15 protein-coding genes are annotated in these 22,722 nt (G+C 71.5%); 6 read left to right on the forward strand and 9 right to left on the reverse strand.

Translation table 11 applies throughout. The features are described 5' to 3' along the window. Window positions 1–128: 128 nt before the first annotated feature. The 3 genes from JMF97_RS07730 to JMF97_RS07740 form a co-directional block, all read right to left on the reverse strand. The gene (locus JMF97_RS07730; RefSeq protein ID WP_203220844.1) at window positions 129–3,227 is read right to left on the reverse strand and encodes an Rne/Rng family ribonuclease; all 3,099 of its coding nucleotides are present in this window, start codon (window positions 3,225–3,227) and stop codon (window positions 129–131) included. Between the two features lie 131 nt (window positions 3,228–3,358). Further along, window positions 3,359–4,141, reverse strand: a complete 783-nt coding sequence (locus tag JMF97_RS07735; protein ID WP_203220845.1) for a TIGR03936 family radical SAM-associated protein — start codon at window positions 4,139–4,141, stop codon at window positions 3,359–3,361. 26 nt (window positions 4,142–4,167) lie between these two features. Beyond that, entirely contained in the window at window positions 4,168–6,153 is a 1,986-nt protein-coding gene (locus tag JMF97_RS07740) for a TIGR03960 family B12-binding radical SAM protein (RefSeq protein WP_203220846.1), read from the reverse strand. Window positions 6,154–6,812: 659 nt separating this feature from the next. Between JMF97_RS07740 and JMF97_RS31140 the strand changes: the two genes are divergently transcribed. Both JMF97_RS31140 and JMF97_RS07750 read left to right on the forward strand, forming a co-directional pair. Beyond that, window positions 6,813–7,913, forward strand: a complete 1,101-nt coding sequence (locus tag JMF97_RS31140; RefSeq protein WP_412101349.1) for a hypothetical protein — start codon at window positions 6,813–6,815, stop codon at window positions 7,911–7,913. A 50-nt stretch (window positions 7,914–7,963) separates the two neighbouring features. Then, the gene (locus JMF97_RS07750; protein ID WP_203220847.1) at window positions 7,964–9,436 is read left to right on the forward strand and encodes a cryptochrome/photolyase family protein; all 1,473 of its coding nucleotides are present in this window, start codon (window positions 7,964–7,966) and stop codon (window positions 9,434–9,436) included. A gap of 10 nt (window positions 9,437–9,446) precedes the next feature. Here the strand turns inward: JMF97_RS07750 and JMF97_RS07755 are convergent, their stop codons facing one another. Beyond that, on the reverse strand, window positions 9,447–10,148 hold the full coding sequence (locus JMF97_RS07755) for a lysophospholipid acyltransferase family protein (RefSeq protein WP_203220848.1): 702 nt from the start codon (window positions 10,146–10,148) through the stop codon (window positions 9,447–9,449). A 166-nt stretch (window positions 10,149–10,314) separates the two neighbouring features. Next, entirely contained in the window at window positions 10,315–13,491 is a 3,177-nt protein-coding gene (gene ileS / locus JMF97_RS07760) for an isoleucine--tRNA ligase (RefSeq protein ID WP_203220849.1), read from the reverse strand. A 525-nt stretch (window positions 13,492–14,016) separates the two neighbouring features. Between ileS and JMF97_RS07765 the strand changes: the two genes are divergently transcribed. Next, window positions 14,017–14,448, forward strand: a complete 432-nt coding sequence (locus JMF97_RS07765; RefSeq protein WP_199743934.1) for a carboxymuconolactone decarboxylase family protein — start codon at window positions 14,017–14,019, stop codon at window positions 14,446–14,448. Further along, window positions 14,397–15,314: an RNA polymerase sigma factor SigJ gene (sigJ, locus tag JMF97_RS07770; RefSeq protein ID WP_307816809.1), complete on the forward strand. Its 918-nt coding sequence runs from the start codon at window positions 14,397–14,399 to the stop codon at window positions 15,312–15,314. Before JMF97_RS07765 ends, sigJ begins: the two co-directional genes overlap by 52 nt. 28 nt (window positions 15,315–15,342) lie before the next feature. On the opposite strand, the gene ndk is transcribed toward sigJ, so the two are convergent. After that, window positions 15,343–15,768 (reverse strand): nucleoside-diphosphate kinase, encoded by a 426-nt coding sequence (gene ndk, locus JMF97_RS07775; protein WP_102660988.1) that lies wholly within the window; start codon window positions 15,766–15,768, stop codon window positions 15,343–15,345. Between the two features lie 143 nt (window positions 15,769–15,911). On the opposite strand from ndk, the gene JMF97_RS07780 reads away from it, so the two are divergent. Beyond that, window positions 15,912–17,324, forward strand: coding sequence for a VOC family protein (locus JMF97_RS07780; RefSeq protein WP_203220850.1), 1,413 nt, complete (start codon window positions 15,912–15,914; stop codon window positions 17,322–17,324). A gap of 7 nt (window positions 17,325–17,331) precedes the next feature. Here the strand turns inward: JMF97_RS07780 and JMF97_RS07785 are convergent, their stop codons facing one another. The 3 genes from JMF97_RS07785 to JMF97_RS07795 form a co-directional block, all read right to left on the reverse strand. Then, complete coding sequence (locus JMF97_RS07785; protein ID WP_013735434.1) at window positions 17,332–17,697, reverse strand: DUF4233 domain-containing protein; 366 nt, start codon at window positions 17,695–17,697, stop codon at window positions 17,332–17,334. Then, window positions 17,694–18,965, reverse strand: coding sequence for a bifunctional folylpolyglutamate synthase/dihydrofolate synthase (locus JMF97_RS07790; RefSeq protein ID WP_238359019.1), 1,272 nt, complete (start codon window positions 18,963–18,965; stop codon window positions 17,694–17,696). The genes JMF97_RS07785 and JMF97_RS07790 overlap by 4 nt, the downstream gene beginning before the upstream one ends. Window positions 18,966–19,123: 158 nt before the next feature. Beyond that, window positions 19,124–21,742, reverse strand: a complete 2,619-nt coding sequence (locus JMF97_RS07795) for a valine--tRNA ligase (RefSeq protein WP_203220851.1) — start codon at window positions 21,740–21,742, stop codon at window positions 19,124–19,126. Between the two features lie 71 nt (window positions 21,743–21,813). Here JMF97_RS07795 and JMF97_RS07800 point away from each other — a divergent pair, with 71 nt between their 5' ends. Then, window positions 21,814–22,497 carry a hypothetical protein gene (locus tag JMF97_RS07800; protein WP_203220852.1) on the forward strand — a complete coding sequence of 228 codons (684 nt, stop codon included), beginning with the start codon at window positions 21,814–21,816 and terminating at the stop codon, window positions 22,495–22,497. Window positions 22,498–22,722: the final 225 nt, after the last annotated feature.

Raw genomic sequence — 22,722 nt, forward strand, 5'->3', positions numbered from 1 at the left:
GTACGCCATGCCTGCCCCGCGCCCCAAACCGCCCCCGCCCCACGCCGGGCCCGGCCCGACCGCCGACACGCAGCAGCCCCTCCTCGCGGACGTCACCGCAGGGAGGGGCCACCACGAGTGTGCTCAGCTCAGGGGCGGGTACGGCGCCGAGCACCGGCCCGGCGGGAGCGACGGCGACCGGAGCCGCTGTCGTCCTCGTCGTCCTCGGCGAGCGCATCCGGGTCGTCCGGCGCGGCCAGCCGAGCCGACTCACCCTGCTGGCTGTCGGCGACGTCCGGCGTGGCCGGGGTCTCCGCCTCGTAGCGCGACAGGTCGTAGCCCATGGTGTCGTGGTAGTCGGCGTCGGCGCTGCTCGTGTCGTCGACCTCGGCGACCTCCACCACGGTCCGCTCGGCCGCAGCGCTCTTGCGAGCCCGACGCCGGGACGAGGCGGTCGGCTGCTCCGTCGTCGGCGCAGCAGCCGAGGCGACCGCCTTGACCTTCTCCGCGCCACCGGAGCGGGGCTTCTCCGGCACCGGCTCGGTGTGGATGACCAGGCCCCGGCCCTTGCAGCACTCGCAGGTCTCGCTGAACGCCTCCAGCAGACCGGCGCCGATCCGCTTACGGGTCATCTGCACGAGGCCCAGCGACGTGATCTCGGTGACCTGGTGCTTGGTACGGTCCCGGCCCAGGCACTCGGTCAACCGGCGCAACACCAGTTCCCGGTTCGACTCCAGCACCATGTCGATGAAGTCGATCACCACGATGCCGCCGATGTCGCGCAGCCGCAGCTGACGGACGATCTCCTCGGCCGCCTCCAGGTTGTTGCGGGTGACCGTCTCCTCCAGGTTGCCGCCGGCACCGGTGTACTTGCCGGTGTTCACGTCGACCACGGTCATCGCCTCGGTGCGGTCGATGACCAGGTGACCGCCGGAGGGCAGGAAGACCTTGCGGTCGAGCCCCTTGAGGATCTGCTCGTCGATGCGGTACTCGGCGAAGACGTCCGTCGTGCCCACGTGCCGGCGCAGCCGGGCGAGCAGGTCCGGCGAGACGTGCGACAGGTACGACTCGACCATGTCGTACGACTGGTCGCCCTCGATCACCAGCTCCCGGAAGTCCTCGTTGAACAGGTCCCGGACCACCCGGATGACCAAGTCCGGCTCCTCGTAGAGCAGCACCGGGGCGCCGCCCTCGGCGGCCTTGGCCTGGATGTCCTCCCACTGCGCCTGGAGCCGCTTGACGTCGCGGGCCAGCTCGTCCTCGCTGGCCCCCTCGGCCGCGGTCCGGACGATCACCCCGGCACCGTCGGGCACCAACTTCTTCAGCACGTCACGCAGGCGCTTGCGCTCGGTGTCGGGCAGCTTGCGGCTGATCCCGGAGGCGTTGCCACCGGGCACGTACACCAGGTGCCGGCCCGACAGCGCGACGTGGCTGGTCAGCCGGGCGCCCTTGTGCCCGATCGGATCCTTGGTGACCTGCACCAGCACCGAGTCGCCGGACTTGAGGGCCTGCTCGATCGAGCGGGCCCGACCCTCCAGGCCGCTGGTGTCCCAGTTGACCTCGCCGGCATACAGCACCGCGTTGCGACCGCGACCGATGTCGACGAACGCCGCCTCCATGCTGGGCAGCACGTTCTGCACCTTGCCGAGGTAGACGTTGCCGGCCATGGTGCCGGTGGAACTGCGGGTGACGTAGTGCTCGACAAGCACGCCGTCCTCGAGCACCGCGATCTGGGTACGGTCACCGCGCTGGCGTACCGCCATCACCCGGTCGACGGCTTCCCGGCGGGCCAGGAACTCGGACTCGCTGAGGATCGGCGGGCGGGTACGGCGCTGCTCACGACCGTCCCGACGGCGCTGCCGCTTGGCCTCCAGCCGGGTCGAGCCGGAGACGCCCTGCACCTCGTCGACCGTACGACGGGGCTCCCGGATCTTCACCACGGTCGGCACGCCGTCATCGGCGGCGCCCTCGGTGTCACCGGCACCGCGCCGACGCCGTCGCCGACGCCGCCGGGTCAACCCGTCGCCCTCGGTGTCATCGCCGTTCTCGTCGGTCTCGGCCTCGGCCTCGGCTTCGGTCTCTCCCGCCTCGGCGGTCTCAGTCTCGGCCTCGGCCTCGGCGTCCTCGCCGTCCTCGGCCTCTTCCGCGCCACCCTTGCCGCGTCCCCGGCCCCGGCGACCACGCCGACGACGACGCCGTGCGCTGGCGGTCTCCTCGTCCTCGTCCTCGTCGGCGGTCTCCTCGACCTCCTCGACGGCGGGTTCCTCGTCGGCCTCGACCGTCACGACCGGTTCGGGCTCGCGCCGGCTACGCCGCCGGCGGCGGGAGGGTTCGACCGATTCCTCGGCGACCTCCTCCTCGGCCGCCGCCGCGGCGGCGGCGATACGGGCGGCGGTGATCTCCTCGGGGGCCATGAACAGCACCGTCGGGGCGGTGAGCGCGGCCCGGCGGCGGCGCGACCGAGGCTCCGGCTCCGCGACCGCCTCCGGCGCCGGTGGCACCTGCGTCACCGGTGGCGGCACCGCGCCCGGTGCCGGCTCGGCCGCCGCGCCCGCAGCCGGCGTCTGCGCCGTCGGCTCGACCTCTTCGGTGGACTCGTCAGGTGCGGGGGCAGCGCTCTCGGCCGGAACGGCTGCGGCTCCGAAGTCGGTTCCGGCGGCAGGTTCGGTCGCGACCTCCGGCTCTTCGGCGCTCGGCACCTCCGCCGGGGTCTCGACGGCCGGCTCGACCGCCGCGGGCGTGGCCTTCCGCCGCCGGGTACGGGTCACCTTGACCGGCGGTACGACGTCACCGGCGGCCACTTCGACCTCGGCCGCGGCCAGGGGCTCCTCGGTGCTCTTCGCCGCGGTGGTGGCCTTGCGGCGTCGCCGTGTGGTCTTGGGTGCCGCCTCCAGGTCACCGGAGACCGGGGCCAGGACCTCCGCCTGCGGGGCTTCCGCACTGCCCACGGCCGGCGTGCTCTGCGCGTCCACCGGAGCATCGGTCTGTTCGGGCTGGCTGACCGGGGTGGCGCGCCGTCGGGTGGTCCGCCGCCGCGGTGGTGTCTCGCCGGTGGGCACGCCCGCCAGGTCGGCCGTACCACTCACCGTGTCGGTGGCCTCCTGCGACGGGGTGGCACCCGCTCCGGTGGCAGTGGTCTCCTGCGGCGTGGCGGTGCCGCCGGCCTCGCTCGCCGCGTCGACGGTGGTGGGCTCGGCGGCCGGGTTCACACCGGTCCGTTCGCCGCCCTCGGGCTCGTTCTCGAGCATGGACGTTCTCCAGTTCTGGCTTCCCCGGGCGCGGGTGAGCGCTGCCACGCAGGGATGCCGCAAAAGGTGTTTCCCCGGGCGCACGGCGTGCGCGACCGGCGAAGTCTGCCTGCCAGGACGCCGACCGTCGGTCAGCGTCCGCCGATGGTTGCCCCGTCGCGATCCGCGTCCAGCGGATCCACGATCGCACCCTGCGCGGTCAGCGTGCCCTGAGCCAGCCGGATCACCTTCGGGGCCACCGGCGGCTCCAGGCCGGCCACCACGCGGAGGCCGGAAAGGACGTCATCGGGTCGTACGGACGGGGTGACCTGCCGTACAACCAGTTCGAGTATCGCACACGGTACGGCTGATGCCTCGGAAGGCGTCACCGACGCAACGTCAACATCGATGGCGATGACCGCGGCCCGCGCATCGAAGGTGCGCCGCCCCTGTTTGGTCATCCGCTCCACCTGGACCTCCTCGGCGGCGCTGAACGCGGCCACGGCCTTGGCGAGCACCTCCGGATCGACCTGCGGCAACTCGACGCGCCACCGGGACGCCTCGATCCGGTCGGGCAACCCGCTGCCGGTGGCCACCACGGCGTCGAGCACGTCGAGGCCGGGTGAGAGCGCGGCGTCCAGCGCCAGGCGCAGCGCGTCCGGGTCGACCGGTTCACGCAGGCCGATCTCCAGGTACTCGGCCTCGCTCGCCACCCCGGTCGGCGCCGCACTGGCGTACGAGATCTTGGGGTGCGGGGTGAAGCCCTGCGAGAAGGCCATCGGCACACCGGCGCGGCGCAACGCACGCTCGAACGCCCGGGCGAAGTCCCGGTGCGAGGTGAACCGCAACGGGCCCCGTTTGGCGTACCGGATCCGCACACGCTGGACGACCGGCGCCTGGCCCCCTTCGGGCTGTGGTCTCTTACTGATCTTCATGCTCCTCGTTGAGAGACCCGATCAGATCACTGCTGGGCGCCGGTGGGCAGCTTCAAGCCGTTGACCGGGGTCAACGGGAGCAGCTTCCGGCCGGTCGGACCGATCTGGATCTCGGTGTCCATGGTCGGGCAGACGCCGCAGTCGAAACACGGCGTCCACCGGCAGTCGTCCTGCTCGTACTCGCTGAGCGCGTCCTGCCAGTCCTGCCAGAGCCAGTCCTTGTCCAGGCCCGAGTCCAGGTGGTCCCAGGGCAGGACCTCCAGCTCGTCGCGCTCGCGGGTGGTGTACCAGTCGAGGTCCACCCCGAAGGCGGGCAGCACCTCGGCGGCGGCCTCCACCCAGCGCTGGTACGAGAAGTGCTCGCTCCAGCCGTCGAACCGGCCGCCGTTCTCCCAGACCTTGCGGATCACCGCACCGACCCGGCGGTCGCCCCGGGACAGCAGGCCCTCGATCAGGGACGGCTCACCGTCGTGGTAGCGGTAGCCGATGGCCCGGCCCAGCGAGCGGTCCGCGTTGATCGCCTGCTTGAGCAGCCTGAGCCGGTGGTCGATGACCTCCGGCCGTTCCATCGCCGCCCACTGGAAGGGGGTGTGCGGCTTCGGCACGAACCCGCCGATGGAGACCGTGCAGCGGATGTCCTTGGACCCGGTGGCGGCCCGACCGGCCCGGATGACCTCGTGGGCCATGTCGGCGATCTCCAGGACGTCGGCGTCGGTCTCGGTGGGCAGCCCGCACATGAAGTAGAGCTTCACCTGCCGCCACCCGTTGGTGTACGCGGTGACCACCGTACGGATCAGGTCGTCCTTGGAGACCATCTTGTTGATGACCTTGCGGATCCGCTCCGACCCGCCCTCCGGGGCGAAGGTCAGACCGGTCCGCCGCCCGTTGCGGGACAGCTCCTGGGCCAGCTCGATGTTGAACGCGTCCACCCGGGTCGACGGCAGCGACAGCGACACGTTCGTGCCCTTGTACTGCTCGGCCAGGCCGGAGCACATGTCGCCGATCTCGGAGTGGTCGGCCGAGGAGAGCGACAGCAGCCCCACCTCGTGGAAGCCGGAGAACTCCAGCCCCTGCTGCACCATCTGCCCGACGGTGGTGATGGACCGCTCGCGTACCGGTCGGGTGATCATGCCCGCCTGGCAGAACCGGCAGCCCCGGGTGCAACCCCGGAAGATCTCCACCGCGTACCGCTCGTGCACCGTCTCGGCCAGCGGGACCAGAGGCTTCTTCGGGTACGGCCAGGCGTCCAGGTCCATCGTCGTGCGCTTGTGCACCCGGAACGGCACGTCCGCCCGGTTCGGCACGACCCGCTGGATCCGGCCGTCGGGCAGGTAGTCCACGTCGTAGAAGCGCGGCACGTAGACGCTCTCGGTACGCGCCAGCCGCAGCAGCAGCTCGTCGCGGCCACCGGGGCACCCCTCGGCCTTCCAGTCCCGGAGAATCGCGGTGATCTCCAGAACCGCCTCCTCGCCGTCGCCCAGCACGGCGGCGTCGACGAAGTCGGCGATCGGCTCCGGGTTGAACGCGGCGTGCCCGCCGGCCACGATCACCGGGTCGGCGTCGGTCCGGTCCGCCGCGAGCAGCGGGATGCCGGCCAGGTCGATCGCGGTGAGCAGGTTGGTGTAACCCAGCTCGGTGGCGAACGACACGCCGAACAGGTCGAAGTCGCGTACCGGCCGGTGGGCGTCGACGGTGAACTGCGGCACGCCGTGGGCGCGCATCAGCTTCTCCAGGTCCGGCCAGACCGCGTACGTCCGCTCGGCGAGGGTGTCGGGCAGTTCGTTGAGCACCTCGTAGAGGATCTGCACGCCCTGGTTGGGCAGGCCGACCTCGTACGCGTCCGGGTACATCAGCGCCCAACGTACGGTCGCCGAGTCCCAGTCCTTGACCACTGCACCCAGCTCGCCACCGACGTACTGGATGGGCTTGGTCACCTGGGGCAGCAGCGGCTCCAGCCGGGGCCACACGGAATTGGCCGCGACGGGGCGCGGTGTGGTGGACGGGACGCTCATGATGCCCAAGGGTACGCGCCCGCCCGTCGACGGCCGCGCCACACCTGTCCCCCCGGCACGCCGGGCCACCGGTACCCCTGCCGGGGCCGACCACCGGTACCGGACGCGGCCTGATTCGGACACGCTGGCACGACGGTACTAACCTCGGGTCGGCGTGAGAGGAGATTGCCGCGATGCCGGAGCCGCAGCCGGGTACCGACCGGCCGGTCGACGGGAACCGGCCGGACGCACACCGCGACGGGGAGCCCGCGGTCACCCAGGAACAGCCCACCCCGGTGGTCCTCGGGGCCCCCACCGGCCCTGACGGCACCCAGGTGCTGCCTGCCGACGCGCCCGACCCCACCAGCCCGCCGCGTGACGCGGACCAGCCGACGCGGGAGGACAGCCCCGTCGGAAGCGACGCCACGGCAGCCCCGCCGGCTAACGCCGACGCCACGGCACCGACCGCCACCGCGCCGGGACAACCCGACGACGAGCCGCGCAGCCCCGGCCAGGCCACCGGCAGCTCCGGTGACGAGCACCCCACCGCAATCGACCCGGGCGACGCGCAGCGCACCGCAATCGACCCCGGCGACGCGCAGCGCACCGCGGTCGACCCGGGCGATGCGCAGCCCGCCGGCCTCCCGCCGACGGCTGTCGGCCCGCAGGGCACTCGCGTGATGCCACAACCGCTGCCGGACGAGGAGCCCGCGCCGCGCTGGAGCGGGTCGGCCGCCGTACCGCCGGCAGCGCCGCGCCGCCCCAGTTGGGGCGAGTCGGCCGAGCCGACCCCGCCGCCGCCGGTCGCCGCGGCCCACCAGCCGGAGCACCAGACCCCGGTCGACCCGTGGGCGGGCGTCGACACCAGCGGCTGGGAACTGCACTCGGCCGACTTCCCGGCGCTCCCGCCGACACTGTCCTACCCGGCCCCACCGCCGACCCGGCCGTACTCCGGCCCACCGACGCCACCGGCCCACCAGCCACCGGCCGCCAGCTTTCCCCCGCCGGCGGCGGCGCCGGCTCCCCCGATGCCACCGGCGTCTCCGGCGTATCCGCAAGCAGGGTATTCGCCGCCACCGGTGCACCAGGCGCCCGCGCCGTCGACTCGCCCCGCCGCCCGACCGCCGGCCCCGGTCGGGCCGCCGCCACCACCTCCCCGAGGGCGGAAGGCGAAGAAGTTGCCACCGGCCGCGCCGCCCGGCTGGCAACCGCCCGCCGGGCCCGTCCGGGCCCGCAAACGGCGCCGCTGGCCCTGGGTACTGCTGTTGACGCTGGCCTGCTGCTGCGGCTGCCCGGCCTACTACGGCATGCCGATGGCCACCCAGTACCCGGCGGACGCCGCGCTTCCCAGGCAGGTGGCGGATCTGCGCCTGCGGGAGGATCCGCGCAACGCGCAGACCGCCCGGAAGCTGGAGACCCAGACCCGCCAGGCGCACCTGCTCGCCGACGACATCTTCGCCGGGGTGTACACCACAAGCGTCGGCAAGCGGGTGACGGTCTTCGGTGGCACCGGCTTCCGGTTCGACCCGTCAGGCGACGCCGACGCCGAGATCGAACGCCTCACGCAGGAGTACTCCCTCGGCGCGGCGGAGGTGGTCGACACCGGCGTACGGGGGCGGCACGGGCGCTGCGCGGTGGGCACCTCCGACGGCATCGGGGTGGTCGTCTGCACCTCCGTCGACCACGGCAGCCTCACCACTGCGGTGTTCACCGGCCTCTCGGTGGACGACAGCGCCCGGCTGCTCGACACCCTGCGGGAAGAGATCATCACGCCGGCCTGACCTGCACCGGTTTCCACCCCGGCCCGCGCCCGCTCGGGGACAATCGGGTCATGCCTCGGCGTTGGCTGTTCGCCGACCAACTCGGACCACACTTCCTCGACGAGCGCCGCCAGCCGGTGCTGCTGATCGAGTCGAAGGCGGTCTTCCGTCGTCGGGCCTTCCACCGGCAGAAGGCCCACCTGGTGCTCTCCGCCCTGCGCCACCGGGCGGCCGAACTGGGCGATCAGGCGATCTTCCTGCGCGCCGAGACCTACCGGCAGGCACTGCGGCGGGTACGCGAACCGCTGGAGGTCTGCCACCCGACGTCCCGGGCCGCGCTGGACTTCGTCCGTGGGCTGGACCAGGTGACCGTACTGCCGCCCCGCGGCTTCGTCACCGGGCTGGACGAGTTCGCCGACTGGGCGGACGCTCGGCGCGGCGCGCTGCGGATGGAGACCTTCTACCGGTTCGCCCGGGAACACCACCGGGTGCTCGTCGACGGTGCCGAGCCGGTCGGCGGGCGGTGGAGCTTCGACACCGAGAACCGCCAGCCGCCACCGAAGGGTGTCGAGCGGCTCGACGTACCGCCTCCGCCGATGCCCCGCGAGGACGACATCGACGCCGAGGTGCGCGAGGATCTGGACCGCTGGGAACGGGAGGGCATCCGGTTCGTCGGGCGGGACGGTCCCCGCCGGTTCCCGGCCACCGCCAAGGAGGCCCAGGCACGGCTGCGGCACTTCCTCAAGCATCGACTGCCCCACTTCGGCCCGTACGAGGACGCCATGCTCGCCGGTGACCCGTGGCTGGCGCACAGCATGCTCTCCTCCTCGTTCAACCTCGGGCTGCTCGACCCGATGGCGGCGATCCGGGGCGCGGAGCAGGCGTACCGCAAGGAGAAGGTGCCGCTGCCCAGCGTGGAGGGCTTCATCCGGCAGATCCTCGGCTGGCGGGACTTCGTCTGGAACCTGTACTGGTACTTCGAGCCCGGCTACCAGCGGAGCAACGCGTTGGGTGCCCGCGCGGCGATGCCGGGCTGGTTCCGCGACCTGGACGCCGACGCGGTGCAGGCGCACTGCCTGTCGGATGTGCTGGCCGACCTGCGTGACCACGGCTGGGTGCACCACATCCCCCGGCTCATGGTGCTCGGCAACTACGCGTTGCAGCGCGGTTGGCGAACGGCCGAGGTGGTGGACTTCTTCCGCCGCAGCTTCGTCGACGGCTACGACTGGGTGATGACCGTCAACGTCGTCGGCATGAGCCAGTACGCCGACCTGGGACGGATGAGCACCAAGCCGTACGTGGCCGGCGGCTCGTACATCAACCGGATGAGCGACTACTGCGGCGGCTGCCGGTACGACCCGAAGGTCCGCCTGGGTGAGCGGGCCTGCCCGTTCACCGCCGGTTACTGGTCGTTCCTCGATCGCAACCGCGACCGGATCCCGGCCAACGCCCGGATGGCGCGCACGATGGCGCAGATGAACCGGCTCGGCGACCTCGACGCCGTACGCGACCAGGAGAAACGCCGCGCCTCGAAGGCGCCGTGACCGGCGTGGGTCAGTCGGCGCTCGGCTCGCCGGTGGCCTTCGGCTGGGCGCGCGGCGGGGCGTACCGGGGCACGTACTCCTGACCGGTGAGCTTCTGGATCTCGGCCATCATCTCGTCGGTCATCTGCCGCAGCGACAGCCGGTCGTCCGGCCGGCCGGTGAAGTCCAGCGGTTTGCCGAACCGGACGGTGATTTTCTTGCCGGTGAAGGGGCGCGGCACCCGAGCGCCGATCGGCTGCACCTTGTCGGTCCCGATCATGCCGACCGGGATGATCGGCACCCCGGCCGCGATGGCGAGGCGGACCGCTCCGGTGCGGCCCCGGTAGAGCCGCCCGTCCGGCGAGCGGGTGCCCTCGGGATAGACGGCCACCAGATCACCGCCCTTGAGCGCGGGGATGGCCGCGTCGAACGCGGACAGCGCCGCCCGCCCACCGGCCCGCTCCACCGGGATCGCGCCGAGGCCGGTGAGGACGAACTTCGAGAACCGCCCCTTGAGGCTGGTGCCCCTGAAGTACTCGGACTTGGCCCAGAAGGCCAGGTGCCGGGGGACGACCGTGCCGAGGAACAACTCGTCGGCCACCGACAGGTGGTTACCGGCGAAGATCGCCCCACCGGTCTCCGGTACGTGCTCCAGACCCTCCACGGTCGGTCGGAACGCCAGCCGCAGCGTCGGCGCCACGGTGAGCTTGCCGATGGTGTAGAGCAGCGGCACTGGTCCTCCGACGATGGGTGATGTACGCAGTGGGGGCGCTGACACCGTAGCGGACGGACGCACGTCGTGATGCGCGAGGTGGGCCGGATCCGCTGGCTGGACGACGGATCGTGACAGGGGCCCCTGCTGCCGCCCGAGGGCGTCGACAAGGGCCCCTGCTCATCCATCAGACGCGGCGGACCGAGACGGTGACCCGCTCGCCCTCACCGGCCTCGCCGGCGAACCCGTCGATCCCCTCGGCGAAGTCGACCCGGTCGGCCAGCACCTCCCGGGCCACGAAGTCGGCGTATGCCGACACCGCCTCCCGCACCTGCGCCGAGGCGTCGACGGTCGCCACGATCCGGTCGGAGATGTCCAGGTCGGCGTCGCGCCGGGCCTGCTGCACCACCCGGACCACGTCGCGGGCCAGCCCCTCGGCGGCCAGTTCCGGGGTGACCGTGGTGTCCAGCACCACCACCCCTTCGCCGCCGGGCAGCGGTGCCGAGTGCTCGGCGTCGGCCGCGATCAGGCGCAGCTCGTACTCGCCCTCGGCGAGGGTGACCCCGGCGGCGACCGGGTCGCCGTCGACCAGCTCCCACTCCCCCGCCTTGACCGCCTTGATCACCTGCTGAACCTGCTTGCCGACCCGGGGCCCGAGCGCCCGGGGCACCACGGTCAGCACCTGCTGGCAGTACGCCGACACGTCCCCGGTGAAGACGACCTGCTTGACGTTCACCTCGTCGGCGACCAGGTCGGCGAAGGGACGCAACTGCTCGGCGACCGGGCTGGCCACGGTCAGCGTGGACAGCGGCAACCGCACCCGCAGACCCTTGGCCTTGCGCAGCGACAGCGCCGCCGAGGCGACCGCCCGGACGTTGTCCATCGCGGCCACCAGGTCGTGGTCGGCCGGGAACTCCTCGGCGACCGGCCAGTCGGTCAGGTGCACCGACCGCTCGCCGGTCAACCCGCGCCAGATCTCCTCCGCGGTCAGCGGCGCCAGCGGCGCCACCACCCGGCACAGGGTCTCCAGCACCGTCGACAGCGTGTCGAACGCGTCGGCGTCGCCGGACCAGAACCTGTCCCGGGAGCGACGCACGTACCAGTTGGTCAGCGCGTCCAGGTAGGACCGCACGGTGGCGCAGGCGCCGGAGATGTCGTACGCGTCCATCTGCGCGCCGACCGTCGCCACCAGCTCGTTCGTCTTGGCCAGCACGTACCGGTCGAGCAGGTGCGTGCTGTCCGTCCGACGCCGGGCGGTGTAGCCGTCGGCGTTGGCGTAGAGCGAGAAGAAGTACCAGACGTTCCACAGCGGCAGCAGCACCTGCCGGACGGCGTCCCGGATGCCCGACTCGGTGACCGGCATGTCCCCGCCGCGCAGCACCGGCGAGGACATCAGCATCCAGCGCATCGCGTCCGAGCCGTACGAGTCGAAGACGTGGTAGACGTCCGGGTAGTTGCGCAGACTCTTGGACATCTTGCGCCCGTCCGAGCCGAGCAGGATGCCGTGGCTGAGGCAGTTACGGAACGCCGGCCTGTCGAACAGCGCCGTGGCCAGCACGTGCATGGTGTAGAACCAGCCGCGGGTCTGCCCGATGTACTCGACGATGAAGTCGCCCGGGTAGTGGTGCTCGAACCAGTCCCGGTTCTCGAACGGGTAGTGCACCTGGGCGAACGGCATCGAACCGGACTCGAACCAGCAGTCCAGCACCTCCGGCACCCGACGCATCATCGACTTGCCGGTCGGGTCGTCCGGGTTGGGGCGGACCAGGTCGTCGACCGCCGGCCGGTGCAGGTCGGTCAGGCGTACGCCGAAGTCCCGCTCGATCTCGGCCAGCGAGCCGTACACGTCGATGCGGGGGTAGTTCGGGTCGTCCGAGCGCCACACCGGGATCGGGGAGCCCCAGAACCGGTTCCGGCTGATCGACCAGTCCCGGGCATTGGCCAGCCACTTGCCGAACGAGCCGTCCTTGATGTGCCCCGGGGTCCAGTTGATCTGCTGGTTGAGCTCGACCATCCGGTCCTTGAACTTGGTCACCGCGACGAACCACGAGGACACCGCCTTGTAGACCAGCGGGGTGTCGCAGCGCCAGCAGTGCGGGTACGAGTGGGTGTAGGTGTCCTGCTTGAGCACCACCCCCCGGTCCTTCAGCTCCCGGATCACCGGCTTGTTGACGTCGAAGACCTGCTCACCCTGGTACGGCGGGACCAGCGCGGTGAACCGGGTGTGGTCGTCCACGGTGACGATGGTGGGGATGCCGGCGGCGTTGCAGACGTTCTGGTCGTCCTCACCGAAGGCCGGGGCCAGGTGCACGATCCCGGTACCGTCCTCGGTGGTCACGAACTCCGCCCCGAGCACCTGGTACGCGTTCTCACCGGCCTGCTCGACCAGGAAGTCGAACAGCGGGGTGTAGCGCCGCCCCACCAGGTCCGCCCCGCGCACCGTGCCGACCTGCTCGTACCCCTCAAGTTCCTTGGCGTACGCGGCCACCCGCCCGGCGCCCACCAGGTACCGCTCGCCGTCGCGCTCCAGCACGGCGTACTCGATGTCCGGGCCGACGGCGAGCGCCAGGTTCGACGGCAGGGTCCACGGCGTGGTGGTCCAGACCCCCAGCCGCACCGGCCCACGGACCAGTTCCGGCGCGGACTCCTCGGCGGTCAGCTCGAACCACACCGTCAGCGTCGGGTCGTGCCGGTCCCGGTAGACGTCGTCCATCCGGGTCTCGGTGTTCGACAGCGGCGTCTCACAGCGCCAGCAGTACGCCAGCACCCGGAAGCCCTCGTAGACCAGACCCTTATCGTGCAGGGTCTTGAAGGCCCACATGACGCTTTCCATGTAGTCCAGGTCGAGGGTCTTGTAGTCGTTGGCGAAGTCGACCCAGCGGGCCTGCCGGGTGACGTACCGCTCCCAGTCGTGGGTGAACTCCAGCACCGAGGTGCGGCACGCCTCGTTGAACCGGGCCACGCCCAGGTCGAGGATCTCCGCCTTGCTGGTGATGCCGAGCTGCTTCTCCGCTACCACCTCGGCGGGCAGGCCGTGGCAGTCCCAGCCGAAGCGCCGCTCCACCCGCCGACCGCGCATGGTCTGGTAGCGCGGCACCACGTCCTTGACGTACCCGGTGAACAGGTGTCCGTAGTGCGGCAGCCCGTTGGCGAACGGCGGGCCGTCGTAGAAGACGTACTCGTTGTCGGCGTCTCCGCCGTCGGCGCCCGTCTCCGACTGCCGGCCGGAGGCCGGCCGCTGCTCGACGCTGGCTTCGAAGGTCTTGTCGGCCGTCCAGTGCTCCAGCACCCGGCGCTCGACCGCGGGCAGGTCCGGGCTCGCCGGGACACCGGCGGCGGTCGGGTCGTGCAACGGATAGGCCATCGCCTGTCGCTCTCCTCGCTGACGCTCACTGTGTGTGGGTCTGCGAGGACGAGCCCGTCTCCGGTACGCCGTCACCAGCGCCCCGGGCAAGGCCCGCGGTACCACCCCGCTTGACGGTCAGGATCAACCGCCCGCTCGTTAGGCCGGCTGTAACGGGCCGAACCCGTCCGGTTCTACTCGGGCACAAGGCCCTTTCTTCCGGAGACTCCCCGGTGATAGCCGGATCATCGCCACTCCCCCCATCCTACCCACCCCACCCGCCCCCCACCTCCCCATAACCCACCCCCTCCCTCTCCCCCACCCCCTCTCCCGCGATCTTGCACTTCTGGTCGCCCTTACGCGGCTTCTGGATGGATATGCACCGACACAAAGTGCAAGATCGGCGGCGCCGAGGCGGGGTAGGGCGGCGCGAGGCGACGGGGGCGGGGGTGGTGGGGGTCACAGGGGTGGGGTGTCACGGTGGGGGTGGGGTGGGGCGTCGTGGGGGTGTTGGAGGCACTGTCAGGAGGGGTTGTCGTGCAGCGGATGGATGTGGCTGAGGTGGCGCCGGAGGCGTACCAGAGCGTGCTGGGGTTGGAGAAGTACGTCCGGGCCAACGTGGATCACACCGTGCTGGAGTTGGTGAAACTGCGGGCGTCGATGCTGAACGGCTGCGCGTACTGCGTCGACATGCACAGCCGGGATGCGATGGATGCCGGGGAGTCGCATCGGCGGCTGTTCGCGGTGGCGGCGTGGCGCGAAGCGCCCTTCTTCGACGAGCGGGAGCGGACCGCGCTGGCGCTCACCGACGCGGTCACCCGCCTCGGCGAGCACGGGGTACCCGACGACGTCTGGGCGGCCGCCGCGAAGGTCTGGCCGGAGAAGGCCCTCGCCGACCTGGTGCTGGCGATCGCCACAATCAACGTGTGGAACCGGATCGCGGTGACCTTCCGCAAGGACCTGCCGACCGAGGTCTGAGCCCGATCGACGCGGTGGAGGCGGCCGGTGCGCTCGAAGCGCACCGGCCGATGCTGCTCGGTCTGGCCTACCGGCTGCTCGGCAGCCGGCACGACGCCGAGGACGTGCTCCAGGAGGCGTACCTGCGGTGGATGCGGGTCGACCGGGCCGGCGTGGCCGAGCCGCGCCGCTACCTGTCACGGGTGGTGACCCATCTGGCCATCGACCGGCTCCGCGCTCGGCAGGCGGCCCGGGAGGCGTACGTCGGGATGTGGCTGCCGGAGCCGGTGCCCACCGCGCCGTCGCCGTTCGGCCCGCTGGAACGTGCCGAGTTGCGCGATTCGCTCGCCATGGCGCTGCTGCACCTGCTGGAACGCCTCACCCCGCCGGAGCGCGCGGTCTACGTGCTGCACACCGCCTTCGAGATGCCGTACGCCGAGATCGCCGAGCTACTGGACCGCTCGGCCGAGGACTGCCGGCAACTGCATCATCGGGCCGCCAAGCGGATCGGCCGCGACCAGCGCCGCTTCACCGTCGACCGGACGGAGCAGCAGCGACTGATGGACGCCTTCATCGCCGCCGTCGACGGCGGCGATCTGGCCGCGCTGACCGACCTGGTGGCCGCCGAGGCGACCGCGTGGAGCGACGGCGGCGGCCGGGTGCGGTCCGCCCGCAACCCGGTGACCGGCGTCGACCGGGTGGCCCGCTTCCTGCTGGGCATCCGCGCCAAGGGCTGGCCGCTCATCGTGCACCGCACGGAACTCAACGGCCAGCCGGCCGCCGTCGTGGTCACCGCGGCCGGTCACCGGTACGCCCTCACCCTCGCCACCGCCGACGGTCGGATCACCGACATCTTCCTGGTGGCGAACCCGGAGAAGCTGACCTAGGCGGCCTGAACAGCCGCCCGGCAGGTCGTCAGCTCAGCTCGGGGAACCAGAGTGCGATCTCGCGCTTGGCGCTGTCGGCCGAGTCGGAGGCGTGCACCAGGTTCTCCCGGTTGGAGAGCGACAGGTCACCCCGGATGGTGCCGGCGGCGGCCTTGCGCCCGTCGGTGGCCCCGATCAGGCCACGCACCACGTCGATGACCTGGTCACCGGAGAGCACCAGGGCGACTAGCGGACCACCGGTCATGAAGGTCTTCAGCGGCGGGTAGAACGCCTTGTCCACGTGCTCGGCGTAGTGCTCGTCGGCCAGCGCGGCGTCCATCGTCCTGGACACCATGGCGTCGATCCGCAGCCCCTTGCGCTCGAAGCGGGAGATGATCTCGCCGACCAATCCACGGCGGACCGCATCGGGCTTGATCAGTACGAGCGTACGCTCGTCCGGGCTGCTGCTGGACACGCTGGGTTCCTCCTCAGAGCGGAAGCCGGTCGGGCTGGGTACGGTCAGCCTAGCGACCCGGTCCCGGCGCCGGCGCGGTGGTCGGTGCTTCCCCCGATCCCCGATCCGGCCTAGCCTGGCCCTGACCACCCGGGAGGTCCACTGTGGCGAACGGCGGGAACCGACCCATCGCACCGGTACGCAAGTTGGTCGCTGCGGTGCTCGGCACCGTGGCCTCCTTCGTCATCCTTTTCGGCCTGGGCATGACCAGCTGGGCCATCGTGGCGCTGGGCGTCGCGGTCCTGGCGCTGGCGATCGCGCTGGCCACGGTCCGCGCCGGCGGGCGCACCTGGGTCGTGGGCGCCGGGCACGTGCACAGCGCCTCGGAGCCACCCACCCAGTACGCCTTCGGGCGCTGCGAACTTCAACTGGTGATCGACGCCCCGGGCCTACCGCCCCGGTCGAAGAAGATCATCGAGCCTCGGGTACCGGTGTCGAAGTGGCCGTCGCTGGGCCAGAGCCTGCCGATCCGGGTGGCCCTGGACGACCCGCGACACGTCCGGGTGCTCTGGGACGAGGTGCCCACCCACGCCGAGACCGACCCCACCGAGCCGCCTCCCGAGTACGCCACCCAGGTACCCCCGGACGAGGTCCTCATCGGTCAGGAGGCCCCGCCGTGGGCCGGCCGGGCACCGGAGGACGACTTCCCGCTGAGTGATCCGCTGGCGGGTCCCGGCGGTGACGAACCCGTCGAGCCGGTCGAGCCACGGGAGCCGGTACGGGTCCGTCAGCGTCCGGGAAGCCCGGTCGTGCTGGAGGGGACGGTGGTGGAACAGTCGAACGACCATCAGCTGCCCCGCCGGGCCACGCCGGCACCTCGTACCCCGGCCGAGGAACGGTTCGCCGCCGCCACCGCGTCCACGGAGGCTCTCGTCGACGCCCAGCCGAGCGGGGCCCGACTGGCCGACCCGGCCCCCCGCTCACCCGATCCGCTCGACCCGCTCGACCTCCCGTTGGACGACCCGCAACCACGACCGACGGCCGCGGGCGACCTCACGTCAGTGCCGTCGACGGCGAGCGACCCGGCACCGTCCGCCGTCGACAGCGAGGCCGCAGTGGACGACGCCGTCGAGGCCCGCAAGCTGGACGAGGCGATCTTCGGGTACGACCCGGAGGCCGTCGACACCGCGGACCCGGCCGCGCCGATCAGCGGTGTCGGCATCACCCTGCTGGTCACCGACCTTGCCCGCTCCCTGGCGTTCTACCAGGGGCGGCTCGGCTTCACCGAGGTCGACCGGGGCTCCGGCAACGCCGTACTCGCCTCCGGGGCGACCCGACTGGTGCTGCGCGAGGTGTCCGGCGCCCAGCCGGTCAGCCGTCGACTGGTGCACGTCAACCTCGACGTCGACGACATCCAGGGGGCGTACGAACAGCTACGCGACTCCGGTGTGCGGTTCACCTACGCCCCGAGGGTCGTCAACCGGGGCAACCGGCTGGAGGTGTGGGCGGCGGCGTTCCGTGACCCGGACGGTCACGGCATCGCCCTCACCCAGTGGCGGGAACGCGCCGACGCCTGAGCACGGCTCAGCCGAGGATCACCCGACGGACATGCCAGGCGTACGCCCACACCAACGCGAACATCACCCCCAGCACGAGCAGCGACCAGTGCAGTAGCCCGGAGAGCAGCAGCAGCCCCTGCAACACCGTGCCGGCGTTCCACGCCCACGGCCGGCCCATCAGACCGGCCAGCATGGCGGCGGCCACGGCCAGCGCCACCACCGCCCCGATCGCGGCAGCGCTCAGGTCACCGCCGACCAACCGGATCGGCTGGATGGCCAGCAGCAACACCAGCGCCTCCAGGGCCAGGGTGCCGGCCCCGAGACCGCGTACCGCCCGCTGCGGGTCACGCAGCCCCGAGCGCCGCTGCTGCGGGCCCTCCGGCCCGCTCATCGCTTCAACAACCGGCGCGCGTCGGCCACCGTCACCACGGAACCGGTGACGATCACACCGACCCCGGCCAGTTCACCCGGTACGTCCTCCTCGGCCAGCGCCACCGCCGCCTCGATCGCGTCCGGCATCTCCTCGGCCACCTCGACCCTGTCGGGCCCGAACACCTCGGCGGCGAGCGCGGCCAGTTCCTTTGCCGGCAGGGCCCGTGGCGAGCTGTTGCGGGTCACCACCACCTGATCGACCACCGGCTCCAGCAGCTCCAGCATGCTGGCCGCGTCCTTGTCGGCAAGCGTGCCCACCACGGCGACCAGCTTGCTGAAGGCGAACTCCTCCTGCAGGGCGGTGACCGTGGCCGCCATGCCCTGCGGGTTGTGCGCGCCGTCGAGCAGGATCGTCGGGGCGGTACGCACCCGCTCCAGCCGACCCGGGGAACTGGCGGTGGCGAAACCTTCCCGGACCGTCTCCAGGTCGAGCTGACGCCGGGCACCGGCGCCGAGGAACGCCTCCACGGCGGCGAGCGCCACCGCCGCGTTCTGCGCCTGGTGTGCGCCGTGCAGCGGGACGAACACCTCCTCGTACACCCCGCCGAGGCCCTGCAACGTGAGCACCTGCCCGCCGACCGCCACCGCCCGACGCAGTACGCCGAACTCCGAGCCCTCGCGGGCGATGGTGGCACCGACCTCGGCGCAGCGTTGCAGGATCGGCCGCGCGGCTTCCTCCTCCTGGGCGGCGGCGATGACCGTCGCGCCCGGGTGGATGATGCCGGACTTGGCGACCGCGATGTCCTGCAACGTGTCACCGAGCCACTCGGTGTGGTCCAGCCCGATCGGCGTCAGTACGCACACCCCGGCCTGGATCACGTTCGTGGCGTCCTCGGCCCCGCCCAGCCCCACCTCGACCACGGCCACGTCGACAGGTGCGTCGGCGAACGTGGCGAACGCCAACGCGGTGGTCATGTCGAAGTAGGTCAGCGGCTCGGCCGAGCGGTCGTCGACCAGTTCGGCGAGCGGCTTGACCTCCTGGTACACGGCGGTGAAGCGGGCCTCGTCCACCGGCTCACCGTCCAGGCTGATCCGCTCCCGCACGGTCTCCAGGTGCGGGCTGGTGTACCGCCCGGTGTGCAGCCCGAACGCCCGCAACAACGAGTCGATCATCCGGGCCGTCGAGGTCTTGCCGTTGGTGCCGGTCAGGTGGATCGACGGGTACGCCCGCTGCGGGCTGCCCAGCAGGTCGAGCAGGTCCGAGATGCGGTCCAGTTCGAAGACCATCCGGGTGAAGCCGCGCCCGGCAAGTTCCGCCTCGATCTCGGCGAAGGCGGCCCGCTCGGCGGCTTTGCCCCGCTCGGGGCGCTCGTCGGCGCGGCCGGGCCGACCGGCGTCCGCCGGTCGGCCCGCACCACTGCGGTCGTCGTGTTCGTTGCTGTCGGTCACGAGGGCAGCGCCTCCAGAGCGGCGTCGATGCGGGTCAGGTCGGCCTCGGCCGCGGCGAGCCGATCACGGATCTTCGCAACCACGGGTTCCGGTGCCTTACCGACGAACGCCGGGTTGTCCAGCTTCGCCCGCGCCTGCCCGGCCTCCTTCTCGGCCGCCGCGCGGTCCTTGGTCAGCCGGGCGCGTTCGGCGGCGACGTCGATCGAACCCCGGGTGTCCAGCGCGACGCTGACCTCGCCCGGCATGGCCAACGTCGCGCTGGCCTGGAAGCCGTCACCGGCCGCGTCGAGCCGGGCCAGGGAACGGATCAGCGGCTCGTGCGCCGCGACACCGGCCCCGGCCAGCCCGTCGAGCCGGGCCGCGACCCGCTGGGTCGGACGCAGCCCCTGGTCGGAACGGAACCGGCGGACCTCGGTGACCACCCGTTGCAGGGTGGCGATCTCCGCCTCAGCGCCGCTGTCGATCCGGGCCCGGTCGGCGACCGGCCAGGCGGCCGTCATCACCGTCTCACCACCGGTCAACGCGGTCCACAGCTCCTCGGTGACGAACGGGATCACCGGGTGCAGCAGCCGCAGCAACTGGTCCAGCACGTGCCCGAGGACCCGGCGGCTGGTGTCGGCGGCGGCACCACCGGCGGCCAGCACCGGCTTGCTCAACTCCACGTACCAGTCGCAGACGTCGTCCCAGGCGAAGTGGTAGAGCAGATCACAGACCTTGGCGAACTCGTACGCCTCGAACTGCTCGTCCACCTCGGCGGTGACCTGCGCCAGCCGGGACAGGATCCACCTGTCGACGGTCGACAACTCGGCCGCACCCGGCAGCGGCCCCTCGGTGTGCGCGCCGTTGAGCAGCGCGAAGCGGGTCGCGTTCCACAGCTTGTTGCAGAAGTTGCGTGACCCCTGGCACCAGTCCTCGCTGACCGGCACGTCCCCGCCGGGGTTGGCCCCCCGAGCCAGGGTGAACCGGGTCGCATCGGCCCCGTACCGGTCGATCCAGTCCAGCGGATCGACCACGTTGCCGAACGACTTGGACATCTTCTTGCCGTGCTCGTCGCGAACCATGCCGTGCAGGGCGATCACGTCGAACGGCTGCTTGCCGTCCATCGCGTACAGGCCGAACATCATCATCCGGGCGACCCAGAAGAACAGGATGTCGTACCCGGTGACCAGCACGCTGGTCGGGTAGAACTTCGCCAGTTCGGGGGTCTGCTCCGGCCAGCCGAGGGTGGAGAACGGCCACAGCCCGCTGGAGAACCAGGTGTCCAGCACGTCCTCGTCCTGGTGCCAGCCCTCGCCGGTCGGCGGCTGCTCGTCGGGGCCGACGCAGACCACCTCGCCGTCCGGGCCGTACCAGACCGGGATGCGGTGGCCCCACCACAGCTGGCGGGAGATGCACCAGTCGTGCATGTTGTCGACCCAGGCGAAGTACCGCTTGGCCAGATCCGCCGGCTCGATCGCCACCCGGCCGTCACGCACCGCGTCACCGGCCGCCTTGGCCAGCGGGGAGGTGTTGACGAACCACTGCAACGACAGCCGCGGCTCGACGGTGGTCCGGCACCGCGAGCAGTGCCCGACGGCGTGCACGTACGGCCGCTTCTCCGCCACGATGCGCCCTTCGGCGCGCAGCGCCGCGACGATCGCCGGGCGGGCCTCGAACCGGTCCAGCCCTTCGAACGGGCCGGGCGCGGTGATCACACCCCGCTCGTCCATGACCGTCAACGCGGGCAGGTCGTGTCGCTGCCCGATCTCGAAGTCGTTCGGGTCGTGCGCCGGGGTCACCTTCACCATGCCGGTACCGAAGGCCGGGTCGACGTGCGCGTCACCGACGATCGGGATCCGACGCCCGGTCAGCGGCAACTCGACCTCGGTGCCGATCAGGTGCCGGTACCGCTCGTCGTCCGGGTGCACCGCCACCGCCGTGTCACCGAGCATGGTCTCGGCCCGGGTGGTGGCCACCACCACGTCGTCGCTGTAGCGGATCGAGACCAGCTCACCGTCGTCGTCGGAGTGCTCCACCTCGATGTCCGACAGGGCGGTCAGGCAGCGCGGACACCAGTTGATGATCCGGTTCGCCCGGTAGATCAGGCCGTCGTCGTACAGCTTCTTGAACATCGTCAGTACGGCCCGCGACAGGCCCTCGTCCATGGTGAAGCGCTCACGGTCCCAGTCGACCGAGTCACCGAGGCGACGCATCTGGCCCAGGATCGCGCCCCCGGACTCCGCCTTCCACTGCCACACCCGCTCGACGAACTTCTCCCGACCAAGGTCGTGGCGGGACAGCCCTTGCGCGGCCAGCTGCCGCTCGACCACGTTCTGGGTGGCGATGCCGGCGTGGTCCATGCCCGGCAGCCAGAGCGCCTCGAAGCCCTGCATCCGCTTCCGCCGCACCAGGGCGTCCTGCACCGTGTGGTCGAGCGCGTGGCCCATGTGCAGCGAGCCGGTGACGTTGGGCGGGGGGATCACGATGGTGAACGGTGGCTTGTCACTGTCTGCCGACGCCCGGAACCGACCGTCGGCTACCCACTGCTCGTACCGTCGCTGCTCTACCTCACCGGGCTGGTACTGGCCGGCGATGGTCGGGGCGTCGGGGCGTCGGGTATCCAGGTTCTCGGTCACCTAAGAAAGTCTACGGAGCGCTTCCGCAGACCCGACGTCCACCACCGGTGCTTTCGCGTACGGTGGCGGCTATGTCGGACGCACATCGCACCGCGCGCCAGCTCGACGAGGGGGCTCCGCCGCTTGACCTGACCGACGAGCCGATCGAGCTGAGCAACCGCGACCCGCAGGACGACCCGGATCGCACCACGGTCCGTGGCCGCCGACGCCGCATCGTGATCGTCCTCCTGGCCGTCCTGGCGCTGACGGGTGTGGGTGCGCTCGGCGCCTGGGGCTGGCGCATCGCCCAGCAGAAGGACACCCTGATCGCCACGCCGGACACGATCGCAGGGCTCACCCGCGACGACAGCGAACGGGCCGTGAGCACCGCCGACTACCTGCGCAGCGGCCTCGCCGCCGACATCCAGCTCGACACCAGCTTCGGTGCCGTCTACCAAGACCCCGCCGACGAGCGCCGATCGGTACTGTTCTTCGGCGGCACCACCCTGCTCTGGCAGCCCGAGCGAGACCTGGAAAGCCTCTTCGGCCTGATGTCCGACGAGACGGGTGCGGTGACCGGCCTACGCGACATGACCCCGGGCCGACTCGGCGGCGTGATGAAATGCGGCACCACCAGCGGCGAGGGCGGCGACTTCGCCGTCTGCGGCTGGGCCGACCACGGCAGCGTGGCCATCGCCATGTTCCCCTTCCGCCCCGTCGACGAAGCAGCAGGACTCCTCCGCGAAATCAGAGAATCCGCACAGACCCGTGACTGACCCTCCAACCGACCTCTCTCGCCAGTCTCAGTCTCGCCAGCGGCCCTCTCTCGCCAGCAGCCTCTCTCACCGGCGGTCTCCGTCGTTGAGTAGCCCTTCTCGCCCGCATGACCCTCGCGCCGACCCACCGCCCCTAACGGCGTGCCGTGGGCCATGTCAGGACACCACACAATGCCACCAGCCGGCGAGCCGGGCATGTCTGCCTGAACCCCTTTGCTCTGCTTC

The sequence above is a fragment of the Micromonospora fiedleri genome, assembly GCF_016774385.1.
GTDB lineage: Bacteria > Actinomycetota > Actinomycetes > Mycobacteriales > Micromonosporaceae > Micromonospora > Micromonospora gifhornensis.

Coding starts and splice junctions, on each gene's coding strand:
- JMF97_RS07750 (WP_203220847.1), top strand. CDS start 7,964: ATGCCTCGGCGTTGGCTGTTCGCCGACCAACTCGGACCACACTTCCTC.
- JMF97_RS07790 (WP_238359019.1), bottom strand. CDS start 18,965: ATGGTCTTCGAACTGGACCGCATCTCGGACCTGCTCGACCTGCTGGGC.
- JMF97_RS07730 (WP_203220844.1), bottom strand. CDS start 3,227: ATGCTCGAGAACGAGCCCGAGGGCGGCGAACGGACCGGTGTGAACCCG.
- JMF97_RS07800 (WP_203220852.1), top strand. CDS start 21,814: ATGTCGGACGCACATCGCACCGCGCGCCAGCTCGACGAGGGGGCTCCG.
- JMF97_RS07740 (WP_203220846.1), bottom strand. CDS start 6,153: ATGAGCGTCCCGTCCACCACACCGCGCCCCGTCGCGGCCAATTCCGTG.
- JMF97_RS07765 (WP_199743934.1), top strand. CDS start 14,017: ATGGATGTGGCTGAGGTGGCGCCGGAGGCGTACCAGAGCGTGCTGGGG.
- ileS (WP_203220849.1), bottom strand. CDS start 13,491: ATGGCCTATCCGTTGCACGACCCGACCGCCGCCGGTGTCCCGGCGAGC.
- JMF97_RS07735 (WP_203220845.1), bottom strand. CDS start 4,141: ATGAAGATCAGTAAGAGACCACAGCCCGAAGGGGGCCAGGCGCCGGTC.
- JMF97_RS07785 (WP_013735434.1), bottom strand. CDS start 17,697: ATGAGCGGGCCGGAGGGCCCGCAGCAGCGGCGCTCGGGGCTGCGTGAC.
- JMF97_RS31140 (WP_412101349.1), top strand. CDS start 6,813: ATGCCACAACCGCTGCCGGACGAGGAGCCCGCGCCGCGCTGGAGCGGG.